General features: G+C 56.2%; 22 protein-coding genes, 1 tRNA gene and 3 pseudogenes. 10 read left to right on the forward strand and 16 right to left on the reverse strand.

What is annotated here, in order from left to right; genetic code table 11:
• Positions 1 to 11: 11 nt before the first annotated feature.
• Entirely contained in the window at positions 12 to 995 is a 984-nt protein-coding gene (gene rpoS, locus ABNP46_RS03415) for an RNA polymerase sigma factor RpoS (RefSeq protein WP_349921027.1), read from the forward strand.
• Positions 996 to 1,063: 68 nt separating this feature from the next.
• On the opposite strand, the gene tsaD is transcribed toward rpoS, so the two are convergent.
• Positions 1,064 to 2,077: a tRNA (adenosine(37)-N6)-threonylcarbamoyltransferase complex transferase subunit TsaD gene (gene tsaD, locus ABNP46_RS03420; RefSeq protein ID WP_349921029.1), complete on the reverse strand. Its 1,014-nt coding sequence runs from the start codon at positions 2,075 to 2,077 to the stop codon at positions 1,064 to 1,066.
• A 179-nt stretch (positions 2,078 to 2,256) separates the two neighbouring features.
• On the opposite strand from tsaD, the gene rpsU reads away from it, so the two are divergent.
• The 7 genes and pseudogenes from rpsU (at position 2,257) to ABNP46_RS03455 (ending at position 10,007) form a co-directional block, all read left to right on the forward strand.
• Positions 2,257 to 2,472, forward strand: coding sequence for a 30S ribosomal protein S21 (gene rpsU, locus ABNP46_RS03425; RefSeq protein WP_005309452.1), 216 nt, complete (start codon positions 2,257 to 2,259; stop codon positions 2,470 to 2,472).
• Between the two features lie 15 nt (positions 2,473 to 2,487).
• Positions 2,488 to 2,931 (forward strand): GatB/YqeY domain-containing protein, encoded by a 444-nt coding sequence (locus ABNP46_RS03430; RefSeq protein ID WP_349921031.1) that lies wholly within the window; start codon positions 2,488 to 2,490, stop codon positions 2,929 to 2,931.
• Positions 2,932 to 3,014: 83 nt separating this feature from the next.
• Positions 3,015 to 4,803, forward strand: a pseudogene (gene dnaG, locus ABNP46_RS03435) (DNA primase).
• A 222-nt stretch (positions 4,804 to 5,025) separates the two neighbouring features.
• Positions 5,026 to 6,879 carry an RNA polymerase sigma factor RpoD gene (gene rpoD / locus ABNP46_RS03440; protein ID WP_349921033.1) on the forward strand — a complete coding sequence of 618 codons (1,854 nt, stop codon included), beginning with the start codon at positions 5,026 to 5,028 and terminating at the stop codon, positions 6,877 to 6,879.
• Positions 6,880 to 7,066: 187 nt separating this feature from the next.
• Positions 7,067 to 7,143, forward strand: a tRNA-Ile gene (locus tag ABNP46_RS03445).
• Positions 7,144 to 8,526: 1,383 nt separating this feature from the next.
• The gene (locus tag ABNP46_RS03450) at positions 8,527 to 9,459 is read left to right on the forward strand and encodes a hypothetical protein (protein ID WP_349921034.1); all 933 of its coding nucleotides are present in this window, start codon (positions 8,527 to 8,529) and stop codon (positions 9,457 to 9,459) included.
• The gene (locus tag ABNP46_RS03455) at positions 9,456 to 10,007 is read left to right on the forward strand and encodes a hypothetical protein (protein WP_349921036.1); all 552 of its coding nucleotides are present in this window, start codon (positions 9,456 to 9,458) and stop codon (positions 10,005 to 10,007) included. The genes ABNP46_RS03450 and ABNP46_RS03455 overlap by 4 nt, the downstream gene beginning before the upstream one ends.
• A gap of 24 nt (positions 10,008 to 10,031) precedes the next feature.
• Here the strand turns inward: ABNP46_RS03455 and ABNP46_RS03460 are convergent, their stop codons facing one another.
• From ABNP46_RS03460 to ABNP46_RS03530, 15 genes and pseudogenes are all read right to left on the reverse strand, one after another.
• The gene (locus ABNP46_RS03460) at positions 10,032 to 12,740 is read right to left on the reverse strand and encodes a DUF927 domain-containing protein (protein WP_349921038.1); all 2,709 of its coding nucleotides are present in this window, start codon (positions 12,738 to 12,740) and stop codon (positions 10,032 to 10,034) included.
• Complete coding sequence (locus tag ABNP46_RS03465; RefSeq protein WP_349921040.1) at positions 12,737 to 12,988, reverse strand: hypothetical protein; 252 nt, start codon at positions 12,986 to 12,988, stop codon at positions 12,737 to 12,739. Before ABNP46_RS03465 ends, ABNP46_RS03460 begins: the two co-directional genes overlap by 4 nt.
• Positions 12,985 to 13,335 carry a hypothetical protein gene (locus tag ABNP46_RS03470; protein ID WP_349921042.1) on the reverse strand — a complete coding sequence of 117 codons (351 nt, stop codon included), beginning with the start codon at positions 13,333 to 13,335 and terminating at the stop codon, positions 12,985 to 12,987. The genes ABNP46_RS03465 and ABNP46_RS03470 overlap by 4 nt, the downstream gene beginning before the upstream one ends.
• The gene (locus ABNP46_RS03475) at positions 13,332 to 13,529 is read right to left on the reverse strand and encodes a host cell division inhibitor Icd-like protein (RefSeq protein ID WP_349922610.1); all 198 of its coding nucleotides are present in this window, start codon (positions 13,527 to 13,529) and stop codon (positions 13,332 to 13,334) included. Before ABNP46_RS03475 ends, ABNP46_RS03470 begins: the two co-directional genes overlap by 4 nt.
• Positions 13,530 to 13,565: 36 nt before the next feature.
• Positions 13,566 to 13,886 (reverse strand): annotated as a pseudogene (locus ABNP46_RS03480) (ash family protein); the annotation flags it as partial.
• 81 nt (positions 13,887 to 13,967) lie between these two features.
• Positions 13,968 to 14,681, reverse strand: coding sequence for a hypothetical protein (locus ABNP46_RS03485; RefSeq protein ID WP_349921044.1), 714 nt, complete (start codon positions 14,679 to 14,681; stop codon positions 13,968 to 13,970).
• A 4-nt stretch (positions 14,682 to 14,685) separates the two neighbouring features.
• Entirely contained in the window at positions 14,686 to 15,651 is a 966-nt protein-coding gene (locus ABNP46_RS03490) for a P2 family phage major capsid protein (RefSeq protein ID WP_349921045.1), read from the reverse strand.
• 13 nt (positions 15,652 to 15,664) lie between these two features.
• Positions 15,665 to 16,303: a GPO family capsid scaffolding protein gene (locus tag ABNP46_RS03495; protein ID WP_349921046.1), complete on the reverse strand. Its 639-nt coding sequence runs from the start codon at positions 16,301 to 16,303 to the stop codon at positions 15,665 to 15,667.
• Between the two features lie 104 nt (positions 16,304 to 16,407).
• Positions 16,408 to 16,620 (reverse strand): annotated as a pseudogene (locus ABNP46_RS03500) (ogr/Delta-like zinc finger family protein); the annotation flags it as partial.
• 17 nt (positions 16,621 to 16,637) lie between these two features.
• Positions 16,638 to 16,868: a helix-turn-helix domain-containing protein gene (locus ABNP46_RS03505; RefSeq protein WP_349921048.1), complete on the reverse strand. Its 231-nt coding sequence runs from the start codon at positions 16,866 to 16,868 to the stop codon at positions 16,638 to 16,640.
• 98 nt (positions 16,869 to 16,966) lie between these two features.
• Positions 16,967 to 17,908 carry a DUF6387 family protein gene (locus ABNP46_RS03510; RefSeq protein WP_349921050.1) on the reverse strand — a complete coding sequence of 314 codons (942 nt, stop codon included), beginning with the start codon at positions 17,906 to 17,908 and terminating at the stop codon, positions 16,967 to 16,969.
• Positions 17,909 to 17,923: 15 nt separating this feature from the next.
• The gene (locus ABNP46_RS03515) at positions 17,924 to 19,351 is read right to left on the reverse strand and encodes a site-specific integrase (RefSeq protein ID WP_349921052.1); all 1,428 of its coding nucleotides are present in this window, start codon (positions 19,349 to 19,351) and stop codon (positions 17,924 to 17,926) included.
• A 513-nt stretch (positions 19,352 to 19,864) separates the two neighbouring features.
• Positions 19,865 to 20,335, reverse strand: a complete 471-nt coding sequence (locus ABNP46_RS03520) for a tetratricopeptide repeat protein (RefSeq protein WP_349921054.1) — start codon at positions 20,333 to 20,335, stop codon at positions 19,865 to 19,867.
• A gap of 161 nt (positions 20,336 to 20,496) precedes the next feature.
• A complete protein-coding gene (locus ABNP46_RS03525; RefSeq protein ID WP_349921055.1) occupies positions 20,497 to 21,951 on the reverse strand; it encodes a DASS family sodium-coupled anion symporter in 1,455 nt (484 codons plus the stop codon).
• Between the two features lie 345 nt (positions 21,952 to 22,296).
• The gene (locus ABNP46_RS03530) at positions 22,297 to 24,873 is read right to left on the reverse strand and encodes an alpha amylase C-terminal domain-containing protein (RefSeq protein WP_349921057.1); all 2,577 of its coding nucleotides are present in this window, start codon (positions 24,871 to 24,873) and stop codon (positions 22,297 to 22,299) included.
• Between the two features lie 401 nt (positions 24,874 to 25,274).
• Between ABNP46_RS03530 and ABNP46_RS03535 the strand changes: the two genes are divergently transcribed.
• Together ABNP46_RS03535 and ABNP46_RS03540 are read left to right on the forward strand one after the other, a co-directional pair.
• Positions 25,275 to 25,601 (forward strand): hypothetical protein, encoded by a 327-nt coding sequence (locus ABNP46_RS03535; protein ID WP_349921058.1) that lies wholly within the window; start codon positions 25,275 to 25,277, stop codon positions 25,599 to 25,601.
• A gap of 60 nt (positions 25,602 to 25,661) precedes the next feature.
• Positions 25,662 to 26,252, forward strand: a complete 591-nt coding sequence (locus ABNP46_RS03540) for a cupredoxin domain-containing protein (RefSeq protein WP_349921059.1) — start codon at positions 25,662 to 25,664, stop codon at positions 26,250 to 26,252.
• Positions 26,253 to 26,362: the final 110 nt, after the last annotated feature.

Raw genomic sequence — 26,362 nt, forward strand, 5'->3', positions numbered from 1 at the left:
GGAGACATAACATGAGCCAAGAACAACTGGTAATGCAGGATGCAGAGTTAGAGTTCGACGAAGAGCTGGAAACCCAGGAGGAAGAAGAGGTTCAGGAGGTGACTGCAGAAGCCGAGGAGACGATCTCCGACGAGCTGCTGGTACCTGAACTGAACAAGGTGATGGATGCCACCCAGCTCTATCTGGGGGAGATAGGATTCTCCCCCTTGCTCACGGCCGAAGAGGAAGTCTACTACGCTCGTCGTGCCTTGCGGGGTGACAAAGCCGCCCGCAAGCGCATGATCGAATCCAACCTGCGCCTAGTGGTAAAGATTGCCAGGCGCTACAACAATCGCGGCCTTGTGCTGCTGGATCTCATCGAAGAGGGCAACCTCGGTCTTATCCGCGCGGTCGAGAAGTTCGACCCGGAACGCGGCTTCCGTTTCTCCACCTATGCCACCTGGTGGATCCGCCAGACCATAGAGCGGGCCATCATGAACCAGACTCGCACCATCCGTCTGCCCATTCATGTGGTCAAGGAGCTGAACGTCTACCTGCGTACCGCCCGGGAGCTCTCCCACCGCCTCGATCACGAGCCCACCGCCGAAGACATCGCCCATGCGCTGGATCGCTCGGTGGACGACGTGAACCGCATGCTCAAGCTCAACGAGAAGATCACCTCGGTGGATACCCCCATCGGCGGCGATCGGGACAAGGCGCTGCTGGACGTGCTCTCCGACGAGCGCGGCATGGGCCCTGAGCTGGAATCCCAGGACGACGACATGCGCGCCAGCATCGTGCACTGGCTGGAGGAGCTCAATCCCAAGCAGCGGGAAGTGTTGGCCCGTCGCTTCGGCCTGCTCGGCTATGAGCCGGCGACCCTGGAAGACGTGGGTGCCGAGATAGGCCTGACCCGGGAGCGGGTGCGCCAAATCCAGGTTGAGGGGTTGCGCCGCCTGCGGGAGATCCTGCTGGGACAGGGGCTTTCGATAGAGGCCTTGTTCCGGACCAACTAATCAAAGCAGTCAGAAGCAACAAAAAGGGGCCATCGGCCCCTTTTTTATATGGTAACGGATCCTGTGGATCACACCGGATCCAGGGTGTCCAGCGGCCAGCGTGGCACGGCCTTGACCACCAGGGGCTCGAATACCCCCGCCTTCAGGCGCTGCATACCGGCGTAGGCGATCATGGCGCCGTTGTCGGTGCAATACTCGGTACGCGGATAGAACACTTCGCCATGCAGGCTCTCCATCAGCTCGGCCAACTGGGCCCGCAGGTGACGGTTGGCGCTGACACCGCCGGCCACCACCAGACGGTTGAGACCGGTCTCCTTCAAGGCGCGACGACACTTGATGGCCAGGGTATCGACCACGGCATCTTCGAAGGCGCGGGCGATGTCGGCGCGGGTCTGCTCGTCGTCACCGTTGGCGGCGATGGTGTTGGCGGCGAAGGTCTTGAGACCGGAGAAGCTCATGTCGAGGCCCGGCCTGTCGGTCATGGGACGGGGGAAGGTGAAGCGCTCCTTGGTGCCTTTCTCGGCCAGACGGGAGAGCAGGGGGCCGCCCGGATAGTCCAGCCCCATCAGCTTGGCGGTCTTGTCGAAGGCCTCGCCGGCGGCGTCGTCGATGGATTCCCCCAGCAGCTCATAGCTGCCGATGCCATCGACCCGCACCAGCATGGAGTGGCCGCCGGAGACCAGCAGCGCCACGAAGGGAAACGCGGGGGATCGCTCTTCCAGCATGGGGGCCAGCAGGTGACCCTCCATGTGGTGCACGGCCACCGCCGGTTTGTTCCATGCCATGGCCAGGGAGCGACCTATGGTGGCTCCCACCAGGATGGCCCCAACCAGGCCCGGGCCCGCGGTATAGGCGATGCCGTTGATGTCATCCTTGCCGAGCCCGGCCTCCTTCAAGGCGGCCTGGATCAAGGGGATCGTCTTGCGCACATGATCCCGGCTGGCGAGCTCGGGAACCACGCCGCCGTAGTCCGCATGCAGCTTGACCTGGCTGTATAACTGATGGGAAAGGATCCCTTTTTGATCGTCGAAGATCGCGATCCCGGTTTCGTCACAGGATGTCTCTATGCCCAATACACGCATTGCTAAAAAATTTCACTGCTAAAATGAGACGGCTATGGTAACCTTCGCGGGTTTTTTAAACCAGAGCGATCTCTGCGGGTTTACTTTCATTCCCTGTCCAGAGTATAATTTCGCACCATTTTAAGACATGCTGATCGATTGAAGGTCAGCTAACCAAATATCACTGAGGTGAAAGGCACATGCCAGTAATCAAAGTCCGTGAAAATGAGCCGTTTGACGTTGCTCTGCGTCGCTTCAAGCGTTCTTGCGAAAAGGCCGGTATCCTGTCTGAAGTTCGTAGCCGTGAGTTCTACGAGAAGCCGACTACCATTCGCAAGCGCGCCAAAGCGTCCGCCGTCAAGCGTCACGCCAAGAAGCTGTCCCGCGAAAACGCACGTCGTATCCGCCTGTACTAATCGGGGGATCATGCCGTGTCTCTGAAGGATCAACTCAAGGATCAACAAAAACTCGCCATGCTGGCCAAAGACAAGGCCAGACTGGGGACGATCCGTTTGTTGATGGCAGAAATCAAACAGCGTGAAATTGATACCCGTGTCGAGCTCAATGATGAGGATATCCTCGCTGTCGTGACCAAGATGGTCAAACAGCGCCGTGATTCCATCAGCCAATTTGAAGCTGCCGGTCGTCAGGATCTTGCCGACAAAGAGTTTGCCGAGATCCAGGTGCTGCAGGAATTCCTGCCACAACAACTGACCGCAGACGAGGTTGCCAGCCTGATCGAGCAAGCCATCACTGAAAGTGGGGCTGCCGTCATGGGCGATATGGGTAAAGTCATGGCTGTCTTGAAGCCGAAAATTCAGGGGCGTGCCGATGTCGGCGCCGTCAGTGCGCAGGTGAAAACCCGCTTGGCGTAACAGGCATTTCTCTTGTTAGTCGAAAGAAGCCGTGCTTCCCTGTGAATGCGCGGCTTTTTTATTTTCAATGAAACAGGACGGTTATGGCAGGCAGGATCCCACAATCCTTTATCGATGATCTGCTCGTACGCACAGACATCGTCGAGCTGATCGACTCGCGAGTGCGGTTGAAAAAAGCCGGCAAGAACTATCAGGCTTGCTGCCCGTTTCATAACGAAAAAACCCCCTCCTTCACCGTCAGTCAGGAGAAGCAGTTCTATCACTGCTTCGGTTGCGGTGCCCACGGCAATGCCATCGGTTTTGTCATGGAGTACGACGGACTCGAATTTCCCGATGCCATCGAAGAACTGGCCAATCTGCAAGGGATGCAGGTGCCCCGCGAACAGAGCGCAGGTGGTGCCAACAAGGCGCAACCTGCCGTCAGCAAGGATCTCTATGAACTGATGAACCAGATCGCCCGCTTCTACGAGAGCAATCTCAAGAGTGCTCCCCAGGCGGTGGATTACCTGAAGGGACGCGGTCTGACTGGGGAAGTGGTCAGGCGCTTCAACATCGGTTATGCCCCGGGCGACTGGGATCAGGTCAGACGACGCTTTGGCGGTAGCCGGGAGCACGAGCAACTGCTCATCTCGGGCGGCATGCTGATCCCCCGTGACAGCGGGCCTGGCAGCTATGATCGTTTCCGCGATCGCATCATGTTCCCCATTCGTGACAAGCGTGGCCGCGTCATCGGTTTCGGTGGCCGGGTATTGGGGGACGGTACCCCCAAGTATCTGAACTCGCCGGAGACCCCCATCTTCCACAAGGGACGCGAGCTGTTTGGCCTCTATGAGGTGAAGCAGGCGCACAAGGATCCGCGCCGGATCCTGGTGGTGGAAGGCTACATGGACGTGGTGGCACTCGGCCAGTACGACATCGACTATGCGGTGGCGGCGCTGGGCACGGCGACCACCAGCGACCATATCCACACCTTGTTTCGCACCACGGCCGAGGTGGTGTGCTGCTATGACGGCGACAACGCCGGTCGCGAGGCGGCCTGGCGCGCGCTGGACAATGCGCTCTCTCACCTGCAGGACGGGCGCGAGCTCAAGTTCGTGTTCCTGCCGGATGGCGAGGATCCGGACTCCCTGGTGCGCCAGATCGGCAAGGAGGGCTTCGAAGCTCTGCTGGACGAGGCTCAGCCTTTTGCGGACTTCATGTTCGAGCGCCTCGGGCGGGATGCGGCGCTCTCCGGCGAAGCGGGCAAGTTCGAGGTGGCCAACAAGGCGGCCGAGCTGATCCGCCGGGTGCCGGAGGGTTTCACCCGGGAGGGACTCATCACCCGGCTCTCCAATATGATGCGCTGGGGAGAGAACAAGCAGCGTATTGCCGAGCTGTTTGCCCGCGGCAGCCAGCCGAAGGCCGAAGTCATCAAGCCCAAGGCTACCAAGCTGACCCCCATACGCCGGGCGTTGGCGCTGATGCTGCAATACCCGGCGGTCACGGCCGAGCTGCCCGCCATGCCGGAGCTCGCCGGATTGCGGGTACAGGGCATCCAGTTCCTGTTGCAGCTGCACCAGCAGATCCTCTCCCAACCGGGGATCACCACCGGCATCCTGCTGGAGCACTGGCGCGGCACCAAGGAGGGAGAGATCCTTGCCCAACTGGCGATGCACGATCTGTTCGAGGAGATCAAACTCGATCAGGAACCGGACATTCTGGGGGAGTTGCAGGACACCTTCGTCGGCTTCATCAACCAGTTTCTCAAGCAGAGAATCGAGGAGCTGCAGGCCAAGGTGGCCCAGCAAGGGCTCAGCAGTGAAGAGACCCAGGAGCTGATGATGCTGATCAGAGAGGTGCAGATTGGAGAAAAGAAATGAGACTGGGGCTTGATATTTGAGTGATTAGTCTCAATATAAATACCGTTGCCCGAATGGACGGGATTAAAAGCAAACACTTTATAACCGCCTGGCCCCGACAATACTGCGGGCAGGGGTTTCTCATGACCGACGCCGCAACCAGACATAGCATGTCTGGCGGTTTTCTATTAGAATTGGCTATTTGCGCAGCAGCGCACTGTACGCGCAACCTAGCAACACCAACCGGATGAGTTCTATGGAGCAAACCCCGCAGTCTCAGCTTAAACTCCTCGTTGCCAAAGGTAAAGAACAGGGCTACCTGACCTATGCCGAGGTGAACGATCACCTCCCGCAAGACATCGTCGACTCCGACCAGATCGAAGACATCATCCAGATGATCAACGATATGGGTATCCAGGTGGTGGAAAACGCCCCGGATGCCGATGACCTGATCATGGCTGAAGGTGGTACTGCCGATGAGGACGCTGCCGAAGCAGCGGCCCAGGCTCTGGCATCTGTTGAATCTGAGATTGGTCGCACGACCGATCCCGTCCGCATGTACATGCGGGAAATGGGTACCGTCGAACTGCTGACCCGCGAAGGCGAAATCGACATCGCCAAGCGGATCGAAGACGGTATCAACCAGGTACAAAGCTCCGTTGCCGAGTACCCTGAAGCCATCACTTACCTGCTCGAACAGTACGACAAGTACGAAGCCGAGCAGCTGCGTCTGTCTGACATCATCTCCGGCTTTATCGATCCCAATGAAACGGACGATGTGGCGCCGACCGCCACCCACATCGGTTCCGAGCTCAGCGAAGATGACCTGGCTGACGAAGATGAAGACGAAGACGAAGACGAAGATGAAGACGGCGACAGCGATGACGACGGAGACGGTGGTCCGGATCCCGAAGTCGCCCGCGAGAAATTCGGCGAGCTGCGTGCCCAGTACGAAGTAACCCGTCTCTCCATTCAGAAGAATGGCCGTGCCCACGACGACACCCAGGCCGCGATTGCCCAGCTGGCCGATGTGTTCCGTCAATTCCGCCTGATGCCCAAGCAGTTCGATCGCCTGGTCAACAACATGCGTGAAATGATGGAGCGGGTCCGTGTGCAGGAACGCATCATCATGAAACTCTGCGTTGAGCAGGCCAAGATGCCGAAGAAAACCTTCGTCGCGGCCTTCACCAACAACGAGTGCGAGACTGCCTGGTTTGAATACCAGAAGCAGGCCGGCAAGGCGTGGTCACCGCGTCTGGTGGAGATGGACGAAGACGTGCTGCGTGCCATCGGCAAACTGCAACAGATCGAAGAAGAGACTGGCCTCTCCATTGCCCAGATCAAGGACATCAACCGTCGCATGAGCATCGGTGAGGCCAAGGCCCGCCGTGCGAAGAAAGAGATGGTCGAGGCAAACCTGCGTCTGGTTATCTCCATCGCCAAGAAATACACCAACCGCGGCTTGCAGTTCCTGGACCTGATCCAGGAGGGCAACATCGGTCTGATGAAGGCGGTGGACAAGTTTGAATACCGTCGTGGCTACAAGTTCTCGACCTATGCCACCTGGTGGATCCGTCAGGCCATTACCCGCTCCATCGCGGATCAGGCCCGTACCATCCGTATCCCGGTGCACATGATCGAGACCATCAACAAGCTCAACCGTATCTCCCGCCAGATGCTGCAGGAGATGGGTCGTGAACCGAACCCGGAAGAGCTGGCCATGCGCATGGGCATGCCGGAAGACAAGATCCGCAAGGTATTGAAGATCGCCAAAGAGCCCATCTCCATGGAGACGCCCATCGGTGATGATGAAGACTCCCACTTGGGCGACTTCATCGAAGATACCACCCTGGCGCTGCCGGCGGATGCGGCTACCAGCGAGAGCCTGCGCAACGCCACCCGCGAAGTGCTGGCCGGTCTGACCGCCCGCGAAGCCAAGGTACTGCGCATGCGTTTCGGTATCGACATGAACACTGACCACACCCTCGAGGAAGTGGGCAAGCAGTTCGACGTCACCCGTGAGCGTATTCGTCAGATCGAAGCCAAGGCCCTGCGCAAGCTGCGCCACCCGAGCCGCTCGGAAGTGCTGCGCAGCTTCCTGGACGAATAGTCCTGAGGTCGCCGACAAACCTTGTCAAAAGCCCCGCCATGCGGGGCTTTGTTTTAGGGGCGACGGGCTGGGATCGGCGCCTAGACAGGGGAGGCCAGGGTTGGACAAAAACTCGGCAAGTGGTTGATCTGCCTATGGACGAGCCCTGCCTCATCCCCTATAATCCACGCCGCAAAACCAAGATTCTGGCCCCTTAGCTCAGTTGGTTAGAGCAGTCGACTCATAATCGATTGGTCGCCCGTTCAAGTCGGGCAGGGGCCACCAATTCCAGAGGGTTGGCGAGTTAGTACTCGCCAACCCTCTTTTCACTAGGATTCCTATAGGATTCCGCAGAGGGTAGAGTAATCACTCTAAAATAGCCCTGACTCCCTCCGAATAAATTTTTCCCCCTCACCTAGAAAAATGATCCTGGCTCTCTCTAAAAGACACATTTGAGGCCAACTGTTGGATCTCTCTCACATGACCCAACTTTTTCCCTTTTATCTCTATATGTCGAAAAAACCGGGGTTACACGGGTTACGAGGTTACAACTCGGCTCTAGCCCAGTATTGGCGCGGCTTTGCGCTGTAACCCCACTCAGTGCACTAAAAGCGGGTAGAGGTTACACGCACTGAAAAAGGAATGAGGTTACAAGCCTGTAGCCCTTGTCTGGTGCGGGATACAGCCATTTTTCGTGATGGTGTAACCTGTAACCCCGAGAGGTTACAAATCTCAGCGTCCCACAACTTGTCATGTAACCCCAGGGCGGAACCCGCCGATTCCTCCCCCATCAAATAGCGCTCTTTGGTCAGCGCCTCTATCGCTCCATGTGCCTATCCCACCTTGAGGGCGTGCTTTGACCCTCAGCGAAGGCCAGGACGCGTTTAGCGGCCGTATGCGGCCCTTTGGTGGGCATGCTCACTAGCACGAGTAGGAAACTGAAATTTGTCAGATCCCATAAATCGGATAAATACTCATAGGTCATTGTTTTTAAATGAGAAGAGGTGATCTCAGTCCGCAAACATAAAAATCTGGGCGATGGTGAAATGGCCACGGAAAGTACGGTTTTCATCTATAAATCAGATGGTTACGTTTTATATTTGGCCCGTGAATGGGGCGTATTTTTGCAAAAAGCTGAAATTCCTTTCACTTCGTGCAATTCCTGCCGTTCTCCCAAACCCCAAGAACGGCGCGGCCTAGAGCTAGGAAACTGCGGTAATCCATTTTTGCAAAATATTTTCTTAACGCGGCCCGCAGGCGGGAGCGGATGAGCGCGGATTCCGTGATGTAACTCTGTCCGTAGCTCTTTCCTATGGTCTAAAGGATAAGGACGTTGTCTGTATAGATTTTCGTTCTGGGAACTATTGGCAGATATCTATGGGGCGTTCAGTAAACAGTAAAAAGTTCTTTCGGCAGCTGATGTCGGCAAAATGGATAGTCTATACAGCACTGCAGCATAATTGGATAAGAGCAGACCTACTTGCAGCGAATACCGGTAGCACCAGTGAGAGGCAAGTGTGGGCTCCCTGAGGTGGAGTGGCCAACCTCCTTATAGGCTTTTCGTCAGATTTCCATGAGTGCATCACATATCGAGTACCTCAAAGCGCTATACATACCCATATGGGCATACTAAAATACTTTAATTAAAACTCAATTTTGTGAATAAATATGCATTCTCTATCTCCTTATCTTTTCAGATGTTATAATCAGCATAGTGCCGCTAAAAAACGAGAGCAGAGATATAGCTCTCTCGATAATATAAAAGGCTATGATCTTTTTAAAATGTTGTCAGACTTTATGGAGGATAACTCTAAAAAATATACTGTTATGGAAAATGAAAAACAAGTATATATGTTTAGTCATATGTTTTTTGACGATCGGACACGCGAGGGTTATGCATATTTTAATGTTGGTTCATATGGGATGAAAACTGACATCATAAATGTTGACACTGGCGATGTAGACTTCGAAAAAGCAGAAAAAAATGCTGAAATAATTAAACATTTCATTTATTTTTTCATCCCTACGGGGTTTAATGAAGGATTAGTCTTCACTCATGCTTTTAGAGGCAATGGAATAAAGACACTCTTTCACAATCTGATGGGTAAATACTTTGATGAAAAAACTAAGCTATGCTTGCAGATGAACCCTCTTGCATATGAAAATGGTGTAAGGGCTTGGCTAGATGGTGCAGCTAAAGAAGTGAAGATTGTAAAGTTTTCTGGATTTAATGATCCTTCTGATGCAATTAAGAAGCTCGGACATAACGAACAAGAGTTAATTATAAAACCTCCTCGCAAAGGTTCATTGGGGAAGCTTAGGGATTATTTGGATACTTCATCAAAACAGCATGAATCGGTAGAACTACTTAATGAATTTGGTTCGCAAGTAAAGACTGTAATTGAAATTGATGGAAAGAAAAGAACGTTTACTGTTGGCAGTAAAGCAACCAATACCGTATGTGAAATTGAATTTGATGAAGATATAGAGTATTCTGAAGGCGTACCGAAGCTTGATTCTGTTGTTGCCTGGGCTAGAGTTTTGGTTAAGGAATATGTCAAAGATCTCTATCCTGGCCTACCTATGGGGAATCTGCCATGAGTTCAAAAATCAATATATGCTGTGTTATTTCAGAGCATTATGACTCATTGCGAGATCCTGTAAGCGGGAAATATTCATTTCCTGACATGATTACATTTGTAGTTATCCCATTTATGATTGCAGCACTTTCTTTCTATTCTGATATAAAATTAACAAATGAACTAGTTGGACTTTTAGTTAACTTCGGCTCAATTATAACCGCCTTATTGCTTAGTGTTTTAGTTTTGGTTTACGACCAAAGAAATAAAATTGACGATAAAGTCTTAAGTGAAAAATCAAGTAATACATTGCTATTACTAAAACAAACTGTGCTTAGTCAACTATTTTCCAACATATGTTATGCAACAATAATATCTGTATCATTAGTTGCAACGTGTTTTTTAGAGCAAATGATACGGCCTGTTGCAATAGATATTGCATCTGGGGCTTTTGTTAGAATAATTCATGGGTGGATACTTTCACCTTTAGTTTTCTTCCTGATTGCTCATGTGATATTAACTTTGTTGATGATAATAAAAAGAATGCATACTTTGTTGACTGCTAAGTGAGGGGGGGATCCCCCCTGCTTAGTTTTATTGGCCTAGGACTAAATCGTTTAAAATGTAAACTCGTTTAGGTTTTTGGTTCATGCCTGGCAATCTTGCCAACATCTGAACTTTCCCGGTTGATGATGTATGAAGCCATTCCATTTTTAATATCAGCTGCGTTGCCTTTTTGTAATCACGCCCTTTATTTATCTCTCGCCATCCTTCCGGCAAAATATAGAACAAAACCCCTTCATCACTTCCCATTTTAGGGTTCTTCCGATATCCCACCATCTGTGTCGGCCGGTGATTAGGATCGTCCCAATCAGCAAAGCGGCTGTACTGGTAAGCGGTAAAGAACTGACGGATCTGGCGTAGGGTCGCAGCATCCTCCTGATTGCCTAGGTGACCGCGGTCGGCCAGCCACGCATCAAGGCAAGCTCGAGCGGCTTTGGTTGCCTCTCCAGCAGCCCATCCAGTGATCCCGAGACGGGTGGCCAACTCACCGGCCGCAGCGACCAGGGCAAAGCGGTTAATGGCGCGCCCTACCTGATTACCGGCGCCCTCGGGGGTCATAGTGGTGATCAATCGGCGGATCTCGCCCTTCATCCATGCGCTGTGCCCGTTCAGGTCATTGGCCAATGCATCGACATAGGCGCGAAAAGCGGTGCCGTGTTGGCAGTGCAGGCGTTCGCGCAGGGTATCGGCGAACTGGCGGCCATCGGTCATGCCGTGCAGTTCCTCAAACGCGCCGTGCTTGCCGGTATCACTCGGGATCTGGATAGTGCGGATCTCCATACCGGCAAAGGTACGCTGGCCTGCCTGCTCGGCGTGGTCTTCCAGGGAAAGCTCACCGGTAGAGAGGAACAGCAAGCGCCACTGCTTGCGCTCACGCAGTTCACCATCCTGGCGGCTTCGGCCCTTGCCCTGTCCGTTAGCCAGCATATAGGCCACCAGACCCGCTTCTCGTCCATCCACCTCCTTGATCTCATCCAGACAAAGCAAGGCATCATTGCGGCGACTGGCGATCCCTTCTATGGCGTTACCGGTGGCCCGCCATGTGTGGGCGAATGCCTCGGGGCCGTACACGCTGGCGGCGGCCATCATGACGGTGGTCTTACCGTCGGTACTCTCGCCTTTCAGGTGAAAGCCTCCCCCCTCGACCCCAATCAGGGAGAGTAGGGGGGCTGCAAAGGCACAGGACAGGGAAAAAGCTAACCGGCTGTTACCGACAGCAAGAGCGGCCACTTGGGCTTGCCATTCGGCTAAGGTGCCGGACGTGGTGAAGTCATTATTCACATAGCCGGTGGTTTGCAAGATCACCTCGTTGGCGTCCGGCCCCAGGTTGCCGTTTGGCAGCACATAAGCCTGTTTGTGCCAGCCGGTACGTTCGACACAGGTGATCCTGGCTTGCGGTTGGCAGCTCATCAGGTAATCACGCAGCAGGTTCTTTTTGCTCATGTTGATGTAACTGAGCCCGCTTTCTGCCAACTGGCCGAATACTTCCTCTCCACCCTTGTGAACCAGCATTCGCATTGGCATCGCCCAACGGCGGGTCTTGCCGTTGGTATCCCGCCATTCCAACAAGCGGCCAAAGCCCTGTCCTTGCTCGGTATGGGTGATCGCTGTGACATGCAGCGGGGAACAGATAGGCACCGGCACCCGTTCGGCATCCTCTCCTTTGCCGCGCCATTCCATGGCAAAGAGTCGCTCTTTGCTCATGCTGTAGTTGTCCGGCAGCTCCTGGACGGTGGGGGTCTGCTCTGTTGGTGTCTTAGTGTCTGCGTAGGAAATCATGATCGCCTTCTTGGTATCGAGCAGCCCATGGGCTTGGTGGTAATCGTTCCAGTCACCGGCTTCATGGGGGAGGCTGACCAACCCCCCGATCACTGCTGCCGCTTGTTGGGCTTTGGCTTGGCCGGGGTTGCCATCAATGTGGAGGTCGTTATCCCCTGCGATTAGGATTGGGCTTTTGCCTTCTCTGCGTTGGGCAATCTCTGCCACCGCCTGCAGGTTGCTTGAATCCATGGCGCAATAGACGGTTGCCCCCGTGGCCAAGTGGACAGAGACGCCCGTTGCATAGCCTTCACAGATGGCCACCTGTAGGCCGCCGGTTAACCGGTGAAATGCCCCTGCTTTCTGGCCGCCGGCCAAATAGCGCTTTTCCCCCTGGGAGTCGATGAGTTGGACGTTGACCAGCTGATCATTTTCATCCGTGAGCGGGATCACCAGAGAGCCCGGGGGGAAGTTATGCCGCGCCTCCCGGAGCAAGGTCTGATTGGTGTCTGCCAGCCAATCTTGTAAGTGCTTGCTGGCTAGGTAGGAGGTATGCCCTTTGATGCAATCGCGTAGGATTGAGGCGGCCCTGGTGCAGGCTTTACGGTTGGCTTTCTCTTCGTCCTGTCTGGCTTTGGTCGCTACTTGCTCAGCGTTCTGTCGGCGGGCGGCTACCTCTTGCGCATCCAAACCCGCTGGGGATAACCCGAGCAAGGTGGCCACCTCTTGGGCGGCCTCCTTGGTGCTTTTGCGGGTGGCCTTGGCCAGAAGAGTTAAGCCATCACCGGCCCCGCATTGCGAACATATCCAGGTGCCCCGTCCTTCCTTGTCATCCAGGCGAAACCTGTCTTTTCCACCGCAGGCCGGGCAGGGGCCATGTTGGCCACGTTTGGGAATGGATAGACCAAGTTCAGTCAAGATGGTGGGCCACCGACCACGGGCAGCCAGGGATACATCAGAGACAATGCGTAGAGAGGTCATGACTCACCTCCTGGCAACCGATCATTCAGCTCACTGATACGACACGAGTTGCTGTCCAGGTCTTTAGCCAATGCTTGAAGCAGGCCAGAAAGGCCATAGGTAAACTCTTCATGGTCTATGCGGTTCTTACGCTCCCAATCCACGCTGTGGGTAAGCAGCCGTGAAAGGGTATTCAGGGCGCAGGCAGAGCTATCGAGCTCCGCAGTCACTCGGGTGAGCTCGCGGGAATTATCCAGTTGGTTGCTCATGCCCCCACCTCCATAGTCTTGTGCTCTACCTCGGTCAGCAGGCGGATCGTGGGGCTCAGCATCGGAGCCAGTTCGGCGGGGGTCAGAGTGTTGGGGCAGTTCGCCAGCAAGGTCTGCAATGTGGTGGTGTAGCGGTTGGCCTGTTCGAGTGGCTCGTTTAGGGCCGTTCCAGCGCTCAATACTTCCAGCTCATCGATCTGCTGGGCTATGGGGGTCAGGATCTGATCCACCAGTTCGGGCAGGTCGTGGATATGGGGGGAGTTGCAACGCTGTTGCAGCGCAGTGAGCTGACAGGACAGGTTACCGGCAGTGCATTGCAGGGTGAGCAGGTGGGAGAGTTGGTTCATGCTGCCACCTCCTCTGACGGACGACGGGAGAGGAACACCAGCGGCAGGCCGGGCAGATGGGCGCGGGCCTCGGCTTCGCTATGGGCGATGGTGGAAACAGTGCGAAGTCGGCGCAGGGTGGCCAAGCGGCAGGAGCGCTGTGCGATCAGGAAAGTATAAGTTTTGGATACAGCAGGGGTGGGGATAGTAGCCATGATGGCAGCCTCCGGATGCGATAGATTGTCGCTACCACACAGAGGTTCCAAACTCATGGCGGTAGCCCGAGCGGGGTTGGAACTACCGGCGCATCCAGAGGAAACCGGCCAGCCCGAAGGCTGCCCCGCCCGAGCCACCATTACACGGTAGGCCCCGCCGACCAGGTAGGCCAGCAGTGCCCCAAGAAAAGGGGGTCGAGTGCCAACAAAAAACCACGCAAGAGCGTGGATTGGCTCTGAATGCGATCTCGGGGTTCCAATCCCGGCAACGGATTTTGCCGTTGCGATACAAAGGCTATCCGAATTGATCCATGGATGCAACTCTTGCCGGGGATCTGGGGCTTTGCTATGGTGCATGGGCTTGCTCCTCTGGAATTGTGGGGGTGGGGTAAGCAAATAGGGAGCCCTGGCAGGCTCCCTTTTGTATTTTGGGGTGGGCTACTCTCCCAGTTCTCGCTGCAAACACTGGCGCTTGCCTGGGCTGTTACACAGCTCCAACAAGTCCGCCGCTTGTGGGCGGGTCGAGGTGGCCAGCACCTCACGGGCGGCGGGGTTGTCGCCCTCTAGCGCGACCAGTTCACCATTCATCGCCTCTTTGAGGGCATGAGCCAGCTCGTTGTGCGCCCACTTGCGCGCACCTTCCAACCCCATCAGGCTGGCCTTGGCACGGGTCAGAGCCGCCAGCTCGACAAGATGCCCCTTGAGCGGCTTGAGGATGGATGGCATCACCTTGTGTTCGAGATAGCTTTCATAGCCTCCGGCCACCATGCTCTGGGCGCTGTTGACGGCAATTTGGGTCTGATAGAGCGGCATGGCCAAGCGCCGCTCTTGCCGCTCGGACAGGGTGGCAGCTTCCTTGGCGTCTTCGATCAGCTCCGTCAGCTCGCGGTATTCCCGCGCCGCTTCCAGTGACACCACCCCGCCCATCAGCTGATTAATCCGCCCCTGGCGTAGCTCTTCACGGCGGGCTTTGGCGGCAGGGATTTGGGCCAACATGGCTTTGCGCTGCTCGCGCAGGGTCAGCACCTCGCTATCGAGCTTCATCAACTTGGTGTGCTCACTTTGGAACAGGGCCACATGTTCATCCAGGCGGCTGGCACGGGTGGCGACGGGGGCATTGGGGACGACTTGCAAGGTTGATTGCTGCTGCATGGGGTTACTCCTGGGTGGCGATAGTGATGGCATCAAAGGCGGCGTAGGCGGTGGGAATGCCCAAGGCATAGGACTGGGCACGGTTGTAGCGGATACCCCAGCTGGCGAGGTCATCAATGTCCCCCGCGTTGAGGCGGTGGGTGCGGTTGACGGTGAGCACTTGCAGGTTCTCGACCAGGGTGATGGCCAAGTAAGTGCTGGGCATGTGCTGGTGCGAGATAAAGGGCTGGTCGGCAATCTTCATGCGCTGCTGCTTGTCCCGTACCTGTCCTGGCTTGAGGTGGGCTTGCTGGTGAGCCCGTAGCAGGTCGCCGCCGACCATCACGATTAAGCGCGGGTCTTGGCGGTAACTCTCTGGCAGCTTCTCAACCAGGGAATACACCATCGCATCCAGGTCGGTGTAATCACCTTTGCCGCTCGGGTCGAAGGTGACCGCATCGCGCAGCACCCGCAGCCCCTCGGGGTCAGCGGCCTTGGCCAGGGCGGGCCAGCCCACCATCACATCTTCCCCGTTCGGGTTGGCCACGGGGTCTGTGTTGGGGGCGGCAGATTGGCCATGGAAGCCGACCCGAATCAGGTCATCCCCAAAGGCGGCGAGCGCCAGCTCTTCGAGCAGGTTGTTGACCTGTCGCTGGTCGAGCCCCGCCAACATCTGGGCCAGCTGTTGCCATGTCCACATCACGCTGCTGTCCAGCTCTTCATACTCGTGTTGGCGCTTGCTCGGGTCGGCTTGTACCAGGAAGCGCCCTTGCGCCTTGCGGCCACTGCGCAGCCCTGGCTTGAGTGGGTCAAAGCGGGGCGCGGTAGGGTCATCTATCCCTTGAATGGACACCATCCACAGAAACGGGACGGCCTGCACCAGGGCTGCCGTCAGGGCCATGCTCGTGGCCTCGTCCAGGTTGCCAAAGCTGGCTTGGGGCACAGGGGTAAAGCTCAGGCGTACATCGCGCAGCAGGTCAGATAAGTTCATCGGGCGGGGCTCCTTAGTGGGGACGGTAGTGATTGGCGTGAGTGGGGTCGTCGCGATGGTCAGCGGCGGGTGCGGGCGGCTGACTGGGGTGATAGGGAGTAAAGCTGTCCAGCTTCTGGCTAAGCGCTGTCAGTCCAGCGGACAGGGCCTCTAATTGACTAAACATCTGCTCCGGTTTTGATGTACGGAAAGCCGGATTGGCGGGGGCTGGCGTCGGCACAGCGGCAGGCACCAGCAACGGGCGGGCACTCGGTGGCTTGGCACTGAATTGCAGTTTGGTCAGCCCCGTCAGACAGGGTTGGTCAGTGACCGTGACGCCAGCCAGATACCACTTGCCCGTGCCTGCGAAATTCTCGCAGGCTTCAATGGTGCAAAAGCCGTGAGTGCCGTTGGTGTTGAGGTCAATCAGCTCCAGGGTGGGGCACAGCACCGCCAGCAACTTGAGGCGGTCGCCTTCCTCTTGCACCTTCAGCGCATCCACAGACCCAAGCGGGCGAGCGCGGACACCTTCCGGCCAGAGGTTGGCCACGTAGAAACTCGGGTCGTAGACCTCCGCCATCTGGTGCAAAAACTCAGGGCTGATGTTCCGCCCGTCCAGGGTGGGCCCCGAGGTCGCGATACAGACCCAGCCTGTTTTTACCTGACTGCTCATACTGCCCTCCGCACGGTCACAACCGGTTTCTCCAGCTCTTGCGCGGCCAGCACGTTCAGCTGTTGCTGCCGCTCGTTCACGCTTTCGCACAGCGAGCCGTGCGCCTCCGGCGACAGACCCCGCGCGAGGTTCATGGCCATGTCACTGGCCCGTTTGGCCGAAGGGCTCAGGGTGTGGCTATAGGCCAGAGTGGATACCCAGGCATGCCCACAGCGAGCATCGGTGCATTGGCAATAGAGGTTGGCGACCCCCGCTGTCATGCGATTGGTCTTGGTGATGCGGCCCAGTTGGCCGCACTCGGTGCACATCACGCGCATAGGGAGTTCCTCCAAGGTTATTGGATGGGGTTCGCTGGTTTGCTGGAATGCAGCATCTTGCGGGAGGCGAGGAACGCATCGAGATCGGTGCGTTCGTAGAGGGTACGGTTGCCTAGCTTGTAGTACGGGATCTCATAGCGGCCATTGCTGGCCCAGACCCCTAGGGTCTTCTCTGACAACCCAAGATAGGCGGCAGCCTCACGGCGGGTGAGGCGTTTCGGTGTGTTCTGGTTTATTGCGGATTTCATCTTGGCACCCCCAGTATTGCTTTGATGGTGCTGATTTTCTCTGGGGGGCTATTAGAAATTAAGGTAGAACTGGCAAGCAGTAAACAACCCTTGCGATATTAGAATTTTTTTGTTATCGCCTCTTTTATTGTTAGATGCGCCACTCCGGACTTAGTCAGGATCCGCTTCCAAGCTGAGACATGACGAACATCAGAAAATTTCATTGCTTGGTGTTTGTATGTTTTCCTCAGCGCATCCAGCTCAATATCAAGCGATGGATAGAGAGCATCCAAAATAATTGCATCACTCACTGCGCCATTAAATATTTTATTTGCAATAATGGCATCTAATAACGGTAGGTACTTATTGTTTATGGCTTTCCTTAGTGCATTTGAACTAACGCCTTTGCAGTCTTCCTCCTGATGGATAGATAATTCGTTACGCCATTTTTTAAGCAGGTTCGCCATGTCGTCGAGAATTTCTTTGTCGGTAAAATCCTCAATATTTACGTTTAAGGCTACTAGCGTTGGCATGATCTCTTTATAAGCATCAGAGAATAGCTTAGCTAAAGGCATCTTGGGCATCCTGTGGCTGTAAGAGTCATTATCATTAAAACCATCACTCTTTGCTATTTCTGACATGGCAATGATGTTTCGAATGCTCAATGGGGTGATGCTATCAAGCGATGATAATTTATCGCCAGGGGTGTTAGGGTTAAATGAAAACTCGTTTTCTACCATTTCTGATGTCGCAGTAGGTGATAGCATTGAGGATACATCAATAAGTAGTCCCTCTGGTTCAGTGATGTAAATATCATCGGATAAATATACCTCCAACCAATTAGGCAGATAATGGGGTAAGCAAGGAGAGTCAATGTCAAACATTTCAACAATGTCAGCTCTCATGCGCAACTGCATAATGAAATTCAAGGCGCTAAGATTGCCAACCTTTTCGTATTTACCGGATTTATATATCCTTGGGAATATCTCTTTGTACCCTTTATTACTATTGCTGTTTTCTTCTTGCCGAATCAGTTCACCAATATCCATGATCATCGTCATTATCTAAGTCCTATTTTAATTAATGCGAGTATTGCTAATGCTTAAAAGCAATCGACGCTGCTCCTCTTCTGGCAAGGTGGCAAAAATAGTCAGCAAATTGCTATTGGCATTCTGTTCACTGCCCAGGCGCCCCGCATATTCCAAAATATCCCGCTCGATCCTGGTCGCCGGTTTACGCAGCTCGTCCGCCGTGAAGTGGATATAACCCTGGGTCACGTCGGCACTGCGCAGGGTGCGGTGGTTCATCAGGCGCTTGATGGTGTACTGGCCGACCTCGGCCAGTTCGGCCACAGTGCCAAAGGTGCGGCGGGCGTCGTGGCATTTGAACTCCAGCGGCGGCAGGCCGTCGGGGTTCGGGTGGGGAACAGTAGCGGCGCAGATCTTGGCAATGACCCGGCGCGGTTCATGGATTGGGCGGTCGGGGTCACGGCCAGGAAACACGAACTGGCTCTGCTTGAGGTTCCAGTGCCAGCGGCGGCGGAAGATGGCGAGTAGAGTTTCGGTGATCGGCAGCTCCAGCGGGTCGCCGTTCTTGGTCTGATCGATCCAGAAGTAGCCGCCGCTCATGCTGACCCGATCCCAGGTCAGTTGGAACACTTCGGCGCGGCGCAGACCGGTAAACAGGGCCATGTCGATGGCGTCACAGACGGTGGCCGTGGTGTCGTCCCGCCAGTCGATGGCGTGTTGCCGAACCTGCTCCACGGCATCCAGCCAGCGTCTGAGCTCGTGGGTACGGATCCGGTCGTTGCGCCGGGGGGTGTTGTGCCAGAGGCGCTTGCTGCTCAGGACTTCGGTCGGTGGCTCAGGCAGCATGACCCGATCATTGGCGTCCCGATAGTGGTCGCGGGCAAAACGCCAGACGGCCCGCAGGGTTCGCGCCCAGCGGTCGGCCTGGGCTTTGCTCCCCTTGCCGGTGCCTGCCTTGCGAAACTCACGGGCGGCTCCGTGCCAGGCACCGGGCAACCCCTCGGTGATGGCTTTGTGCCGTACCTCGATCTTTTCCCGGGTGAGTTTGAGCAAGGGGATCGTCATCCAGTCCCCGGTGTAGTTGGTGAGATCGGCGCGGTAGTGCTTGGCGGTCTCCTGCCTGATCCGGTCGCCACGGCTGGCCAGGTAGGCATCAATGGCCTCGCCCAGGGTTACTTTCAGCTTGTCCTGGTCACGGCGGATCACGTTGGGGTTGTGGCCGGTCATGGCGACATCGCCCAGGATCTCCAGCGCCTTGGCGCGGGCCATGTCGATGGTCAGGGCCGGATAGCGCCCTAGGGTGGCCCGGATAAAGCGGCCCTCTTTCTTCTTGGCCACGCAGAACGACTTGATGCCGCTGGCCCCGACCCGGAGCCGTAGCCCCTGCACCATGGCATCACAGTAATCGACCTGCTTTCCCTCTGGGGCAAGGGGCAGCGCATCGATCGTGGCTTTGGTGAACTTGAACGTCTTCATTTTCCTCCCACAAAACCGGCTAGCCAGAGGAAGGGCAGGCAAGACAGGCTTGTAACCCCTGTAACCTCTGACTATTTCAGATGAGGTTACAAACAAACCCAGTCAAACCGGGGCCTGTAGAGAGATGTAACCTTGTAACCTCTGTAACCTCAATAATGAAACCCTATGCGAGCTTTTTTGGCCCAAGGGGGAGGGGTGTGTGCCACTCCTTTCCCTGGCTAGCCTGCTCTTGGCCGACCAATCGATCCGGGTATCCTGTAAATCGATTGGTCGGATCTAGGATTCCTATAGGATACGCCAGAGGGAGAATATGGGGGAAGAACAGGGAAGGTCATAAAATGACCGGTGTGATGTAACGTGTTGATTTATATAACATCATATACTGTACAAAAACACAGTAAAATGTCGTTTTTCCACGCTCATAATCGATTGGTCGCCCGTTCAAGTCGGGCAGGGGCCACCACATTCAAAACAAAGCCGCTCATCATGAGCGGCTTTGTCGTTTCTGGCGCCTCACCAGCGTCTGTCCAGATCTTCGGCATAGAGGGCGATGGCACGTCTATAGGGAACAATGGCGGGATCCGTGACTGTCTCGGCCAGCACCGCCAGCAGGGTCTCCATCCCCTCCTTGTGCTGCCCCAGGTTGTAGCGGGCCATGGCTCCGAAGACCTTGAATTCGTGGGCATGGGGGAAGCGGGCCAGGCCCTGTTCGAAGGCGGCCAGCGCCTCGGTATAATGTCCCGTCGTGCGATAGGAGCTGCCAAGACCGAGCCAGGCCCCGCGCAGTGAATCCTCACTCAGTCCCAATGCGATGGCCCTCTGATACAGGGGAATGGCCTGCTGCTCGCGCCCCAGCAGATCGTGCAGACCCGCCACCTCGTAATGCAGTTCGGCGTGTTTCGGGTGCTCCGCTATCTGCAGCAATCCGTGCTGTCTGGCCTCTTCAATCCTTCCCTCGGCCTTGAGGGCTTCCAGTTGTTTCATATGCGCTCCTGCATGGGATCCGAAATGCAGTATGCCCGTGCGCGGGTGACGGGGATATGAAAGATGAGGAGGGAGTCGGTGAAAGAGTGCGATGCAGGGAAATAAAGAACACGACCGGGCACAGGGCCCGGTCGCGTTGTCAGACAGGTCGAGCCCTTGGCTTACCAGAAGCCGACCAGCTTCATCCAGGCGCCGCCGAGCACGATCCAGATGAGAAGGGAGACGATGGAGACGAGGAAGCTGACGCCCCACCATTGGCCCGTGCTGTTGTAGCCAGAGCCGAAGAGTGCCGGGCCCGGACCGCCGGAGTACTGGGTCAGCCCCATGGAGAGGTTGGAGGTATAACCCAGCACCAGGGCGGCGAACAGGGGGGGCGCCCCGACCGAGATGGCGACGGCGAGGAAGGCCAGATACATGGCGGAAATATGGGCCATGGCCGAGGCGAAGAAGTAGCGGGTATAGAAATAGACCAGCACCAGGATGGCGAAGACCGTCAGCCAGTCCAGATGATCCACATAGCTGACGATATATCCCGAGATCCAGTTGATCATGCCGTATTTGTTGAGGGCGTTGGCCATCATCACCAGCACGGCAAACCAGAACATGGTATCCCAGGCGGTATGCTCTTCGATGATGTTCTTCCAGGACATGATGTTGGAGACGAGCAGGATCGCCAGACCGATGAAGGCCGAGAGGGTGGCCGGGATGGCGAACAGCATATCGCCCACGGTCCACAGCAGGATCAGCAAGACGAAGTCGAACGCCAGGATCTTCTCGGCGAGGGACATGGGGCCCATCTTCTGCAGCTGCTCGCGGGCGAGCCCGGGAATGGCCGGCGTCTTCTTCAGCTCGGGGGGATAGAAGAAATAGAGGGCGAGAGGCAGCAGCAGCAAAGAGGCAATGCCCGGTACGATGGCACCGACAAACCAGGTGGTCCAGCTGATGTCGACCCCCTGGCTTCTGGCCAGCTCAGCTACCAGCGGGTTGCCTGCCATGGCGGTCAGGAACATGGTGCAGACGATGGCATCGATCTGGGAGACGCACAGCATCAGGAAGGCACCAGCCCGTCTCGCGGTGGGGCCGGGTTCAGACTGGTAGGCGGTGGCGATGGACTGGGTGATGGGGTACATGATGCCGCCGCCCCGGGCGGAGGCCGACGGGATCCCCGGGCCAAGCACCAGATCGGAGAGGGCCAGGCCGTAGGCAACCCCCAGCATGTTGGATCCGAACTTGGAGATGAACCAGAGGGCGACCCGCTTGCCGAGCCCTGTCTTGATCACGGCCCGGGAGATGAACATGGCGATGCCGATGAGCCAGATGGTGCCATTGGCAAAGCCCGACAGCGCGGCGACCTGATCGCCCTTGCCATTCAACGGGGTGACGCCGGTCAGGGCGGAGACGATGAGGGCAATCATGGTGACGGCACCCATCGGCATGACTTTGATGATGATGGCGAAGATGGTGGTCGCGAAGATGGCAAACATATGCCAGGCATTGTCCGCGAGCCCGTCAGGGGCGGGGATCAGCCAGAGAATGGCGCCAAATAGCAAAGTGAGCACCCCCTTCCAGAGGGGAAATGCCAGTTGTACCGGTATTGTCTGGGTTCGATCATTCATGCTGATGCCCTGTGAAATAGGAAGAGTGAAATGACTGCACTCATATTTGGGGCGAGGAGGGGAAAGCATCTTGATATTAATCAATGGTTTAAACGTTAGGTTTTCGGTCAACATGTGAGCGATATGCATGTTTTCCGGGCTGAGGCAGTAGTAGTGATTGAGGATCTATTTGTTGGTGAAATATTGCTCCGTAGTTTTTGTGTTTGTTGGTGTTATATCTCGATGCAGCGAGAATAAAGTTTTAATGGTCACAATTTTCACCGGCATGAAAAAGGCCTCCCACCCAGTCGGGCAGGAGGCCAGAATGACGATTGCCGGTTGCCTGACCTCCGGCAGGGTCATTTCCTATTGGGCGCTCAGGCTGTAGGCCAGGGTCTGGTCGTTGAAGCGCACCAGATAGGTACCGACCAGCGTGGTGGTGATGTCGGCCCCACCGGATTCGGCCACCCCGTCCTTGTTGGTGTCGCCGTAGTTCTGGCTCCAGTCACCCTTGACGTCGAACTTGAAACGCTGGCTGCCGCTGGCATCCCCGGCGCCGCTGAAGTTGACGCTGACCTGCCATTGGTGGTCTCCCACCAGCGCCATGGGCGCGCTGCCCCAGCTGTTGGGGGTACCGCGCAGATGCAGACTGGGGAAGGTGTGTGCGTAGCCGACATTCACCGGAGTCAGGCTGTAGGCCCGGGTCAGGTCGTTGAAACGCACCCGATAGAGCCCGGTCACTGTGGTGGTGATGTCATTGCCCCCGGATTCGGCCACCCCGTCCTGATTGTTGTCGCCGTAGTTCTGGCTCCAGTCCCCTTTGACGTCGAATTTGAAGCGTTGGTTGGCTTGCCCATCGAAGGTGACCTGCGCTTCCCACTGGTTGTCGGCTACCAGGGTCATGGCCAGTGCCCCCCAACCATTGGGGATGCCGCGGAAGCTCAGGGTCGGCAGCACGCTGGCGTAGGCGCCGTTGCCGTCGGTGACGGTGACGGTCGCGCTGGCGCTGGCGGTCAGCCCCTCGGCATCGGTGACGGTGAGGGTAATGGTGTGGCTGCCCAGGGTATCGAACTGCACCGTTTCCGTCGTGCCGTTGCCCCCGCTGGACCAGGCGTAGCTGAGCCCGTCGGCATCGTCGTGGGAGGCGGAGGCATCGAACACCACGCTATCCCCCGGCTTGACCGTGATGGCCTTGGGGGTGAGGACGGCGACCGGTGCCTGATTGGTGGTGAGGGGGGTGATGGTGTAGCGCAGATCGCTTTCGTTCAGGGTTACGCGATACTGGCCGACGCCGCTGACCAGGATGTCCTTGTTGCTGCCCTTGTCGGCGATGCCATCTCCCTCGGTGTCGCCGTAGTTCTCGGCCCAGTTGCCAAAGACGTCGAACTTGAAGCGCTGGGCTCCCGTTGCGTCACCGGCACCGCTGAGGGTGAGGGTGGCGGACCAGACGCGGTTGGCATCAACCTGCATGGGGGTGTTGCCCCAGGCGTTGTGGGTGCCGCGAATGTTCAGGCTGCTGAACTTGTTGCCGGGCAGGGTGGTGCCACCACAGGGGCTGGCTTTGGTACAACCGGCGACGATGGCGGCGGCCTTCATGCCCGCCAGGTTCAGGCTGGCCTTGCCACTGCCATCGACCTGGATATAGGCGCCGCTGCAGTAGTCGTTGCCGCTCAGGATGTTGCAATACTCCCCGGCCGGCAGGCCGGTCTGCACCGCCGCGACCAGGCTGCCGCTCTCGTTGTTGATGGCGACGAAGCCTTTGTCCCCCCGGCTGAAGGCTATCTGGTTGTTGCCGTTGTCCCACCAGTTGCTGACCGCCGTGCCCTCGGTGCGGTTGTGGAACAGGGCCATGTTCATGATGGTCGGGCGGCGCTGCTCGCAGTTCCACTGGCTGTCGGAGCAGGGTGTGCTGGCCGGTGCCCCCTTGTCGGTCTCGTATTTGCCCATGTCGGCGAAGCGGTAGCCGGACATCACCTGCTTCCAGCCATAGGGCCAGGCCATCATGAAGGTGTTGGCCAGCTCATAGCGGGCGCCGTTCATGAAGGTGAGCATGCCGCCGCCCCCGTGGCCGCGCTCGCGGTCGTGGTTGACCACGAAGATGAAGGCCTTGTCGGTGGGGAGCAGGCCCCAGCTCTCGCCGAGGGTCTTGAGGTTTTTGATCTGGCCATTGAAGTTGGCCGCCAAATCGGTGCCGTATTTGAAGTCGGTGACCCGGTCTATGTAGGTGTAACGATTGGGCTGGATGTCGGCGGATTCACCGCCGGCGCCGATCACTTCCAGATAGGCCTTGGGGTTGCCTGCCTTGTCGAGGATCGCCTTCACCTCGGCGGGCGCCATGTGTTTGGCCGCATCGATGCGAAAACCGGCGACCCCCCAGCCGAGCAGGGTCTTCATGTAGGTCGCTATCTGGTCCTGCACATAGACAGAGCCGGTGTTCAGATCCGGCATGCCGTAGAGGGCGCCGTTCCAGACGTTGTAGCTGTCGCCGTAGTTGGTGATGTCGCCGTTGTGATGGAAGTCGTTGTAACCGAACTGGGGATACTGGAACTGGCCCGAGTTGTAGCTGCCGCCCCCTGTGGCGGTGCCGCTGCCGGAGGCGAGCTGGTTGAAGACGGCGTCGGCGTAAATCTTGACCCCGGCGGCATTGCAGCGGGCGATCATGCTCCGGAGTTCCGCCTCGCTACCGCCGAAGCTGTTGAAATTCTTGAAGCTGACCGGCTGGTAGACGGTCCACCAGTACTCGCTGCCCTGCTTGTGTTCGGCCGGTGGGGTGATCTGGACGCCGCCAAAGCCCTTGGGGCCGAGCACGGTTTCGCACTCGTTGGCGATATCGTTGAACTTCCATTGGAACAGGTGAACCATGACTCCTTCGGCGCTGGCACTCTGGCTGAATGAGCCGAGTGCCGCGGCGAGCAGGGCGGTTCGCAACAGTGTGTGATGCATGACGATTTTCCCTTCGACGTTGTTATTGGTTATCACTGCCTGCTATCGAACGGACGACAAACAACCTCGTTCGGCCAGTAGCATTGATGAAATCGAGGTGGTTGAAAATCGAACAGGCGAATTTAATTAAGAATTGTGAATGAAAATGTTTTCATATAAGGCCTTCTAATCTGTCGGCACGAGTGAGGGGGGGGAAAGGAGGGGGCATTAGTCTGTCAGTGATGAACCGAAAACTCGTCGAACCTGGTGTATGGCTCGGGCTGGTGACCTGCGTCGGCGGCTCGATGGCATGGCATTGCCGTACCTAGATGACCATTTTGTAATATTCAAGACAGCCTGGGGTAATCATCGGCCTCTTATAGTCTTCATATCATCCCAATCATGAAAAGAAGAGGTGGTATATGAAGGTCAATACGGGTGCCATTATGGCGTGTGTACTCATGGTCGGCAGTTTCTCGGCTTTTGCACAAACGGCTGCGCCTTATACGGTGCGTGCTGGGCATAATATCATCTACATGGATTGGAGCACCGATGCACGCAGTACCGACAGAGTGACCATTTCCACGAGCGATGGTATCGAGCTGGGCATGATGACGGCCATCCCGGGTAAAACGGCTCAACTGCAACTTCCTGCAGGGGAAAATATCAATGCTGTGAATGTGAACTATAACGGTGATGTCCATGTGATATCGCTTCAACATGGCATGGGCAGTGGTAGCAACAGATAAACCGTCAGATAGGGTTGTTTGCCATCAGGTAAAGACCATTGCCGAGCAATATAGAAAGAGATGATGAGCATCATGCTATATGTTGCGATGATGCTCATTCTTATTATCTCTGGTTATATTTTTTACCCGATACGTATTATTGATTTTGCAAGAGGAATGCACATGGCAGTAAAGATGATTGCGACTGTTTTTATGTTGATGACATGGGGTGCCACGGCATCAGAGAAAGACCATCAGGTGCACGCCCATCAAGGGGAGGCCACCCAATCGGAGCATGTTGCGGTGGGCTCTCCGGGCATGGCGGGGGATGTCTCTCGCACCCTGAAAATTGCCATGAATGATACCATGCGGTTCACACCCGACGTTATCGCCGTCAAACAGGGTGAAACGGTGCGATTCTCAATAAAGAATGACGGCAAGGTTGCCCATGAACTTGTACTGGGCAGTCCTGCGGAGTTGAAGGCACATGCCGGCATGATGCAGCAACAAGGAATGGAGATGGAGCACGATATGCCCAATATGATCTCCCTTGCGCCAGGCAAGAAGAGCGATATGGTCTGGAAATTTGATCAAGCCGGGACTGTGTCATTTGCCTGCTTGCTCCCGGGGCATATGGAAGCGGGTATGGTTGGTGAGATCGTTGTTCAATGATGCGGGTTATCACTCCTGCCTGAAACACGAATGAGTGTTTATCCATGTTCTAAATGGAATTGACCTGGCAGACATTTTTATTCAGACCCCAAACTGTCAGGTCAATCTTC

The organism is Aeromonas veronii (assembly GCF_040215105.1).
Lineage (GTDB): Bacteria > Pseudomonadota > Gammaproteobacteria > Enterobacterales > Aeromonadaceae > Aeromonas > Aeromonas veronii_G.

Excerpts from the sequence above, each read along its gene's own strand:
- rpoS (WP_349921027.1), top strand. The coding sequence starts at position 12 with ATGAGCCAAGAACAACTGGTAATGCAGGATGCAGAGTTAGAGTTCGAC.
- tsaD (WP_349921029.1), bottom strand. The coding sequence starts at position 2,077 with ATGCGTGTATTGGGCATAGAGACATCCTGTGACGAAACCGGGATCGCG.
- rpsU (WP_005309452.1), top strand. The coding sequence starts at position 2,257 with ATGCCAGTAATCAAAGTCCGTGAAAATGAGCCGTTTGACGTTGCTCTG.
- rpoD (WP_349921033.1), top strand. The coding sequence starts at position 5,026 with ATGGAGCAAACCCCGCAGTCTCAGCTTAAACTCCTCGTTGCCAAAGGT.
- ABNP46_RS03450 (WP_349921034.1), top strand. The coding sequence starts at position 8,527 with ATGCATTCTCTATCTCCTTATCTTTTCAGATGTTATAATCAGCATAGT.
- ABNP46_RS03455 (WP_349921036.1), top strand. The coding sequence starts at position 9,456 with ATGAGTTCAAAAATCAATATATGCTGTGTTATTTCAGAGCATTATGAC.
- ABNP46_RS03460 (WP_349921038.1), bottom strand. The coding sequence starts at position 12,740 with ATGACCTCTCTACGCATTGTCTCTGATGTATCCCTGGCTGCCCGTGGT.
- ABNP46_RS03465 (WP_349921040.1), bottom strand. The coding sequence starts at position 12,988 with ATGAGCAACCAACTGGATAATTCCCGCGAGCTCACCCGAGTGACTGCG.
- ABNP46_RS03470 (WP_349921042.1), bottom strand. The coding sequence starts at position 13,335 with ATGAACCAACTCTCCCACCTGCTCACCCTGCAATGCACTGCCGGTAAC.
- ABNP46_RS03475 (WP_349922610.1), bottom strand. The coding sequence starts at position 13,529 with ATGGCTACTATCCCCACCCCTGCTGTATCCAAAACTTATACTTTCCTG.
- ABNP46_RS03485 (WP_349921044.1), bottom strand. The coding sequence starts at position 14,681 with ATGCAGCAGCAATCAACCTTGCAAGTCGTCCCCAATGCCCCCGTCGCC.
- ABNP46_RS03490 (WP_349921045.1), bottom strand. The coding sequence starts at position 15,651 with ATGAACTTATCTGACCTGCTGCGCGATGTACGCCTGAGCTTTACCCCT.
- ABNP46_RS03495 (WP_349921046.1), bottom strand. The coding sequence starts at position 16,303 with ATGAGCAGTCAGGTAAAAACAGGCTGGGTCTGTATCGCGACCTCGGGG.
- ABNP46_RS03505 (WP_349921048.1), bottom strand. The coding sequence starts at position 16,868 with ATGAAATCCGCAATAAACCAGAACACACCGAAACGCCTCACCCGCCGT.
- ABNP46_RS03510 (WP_349921050.1), bottom strand. The coding sequence starts at position 17,908 with ATGACGATGATCATGGATATTGGTGAACTGATTCGGCAAGAAGAAAAC.
- ABNP46_RS03515 (WP_349921052.1), bottom strand. The coding sequence starts at position 19,351 with ATGAAGACGTTCAAGTTCACCAAAGCCACGATCGATGCGCTGCCCCTT.
- ABNP46_RS03520 (WP_349921054.1), bottom strand. The coding sequence starts at position 20,335 with ATGAAACAACTGGAAGCCCTCAAGGCCGAGGGAAGGATTGAAGAGGCC.
- ABNP46_RS03525 (WP_349921055.1), bottom strand. The coding sequence starts at position 21,951 with ATGAATGATCGAACCCAGACAATACCGGTACAACTGGCATTTCCCCTC.
- ABNP46_RS03530 (WP_349921057.1), bottom strand. The coding sequence starts at position 24,873 with ATGCATCACACACTGTTGCGAACCGCCCTGCTCGCCGCGGCACTCGGC.
- ABNP46_RS03535 (WP_349921058.1), top strand. The coding sequence starts at position 25,275 with ATGAAGGTCAATACGGGTGCCATTATGGCGTGTGTACTCATGGTCGGC.
- ABNP46_RS03540 (WP_349921059.1), top strand. The coding sequence starts at position 25,662 with ATGATGAGCATCATGCTATATGTTGCGATGATGCTCATTCTTATTATC.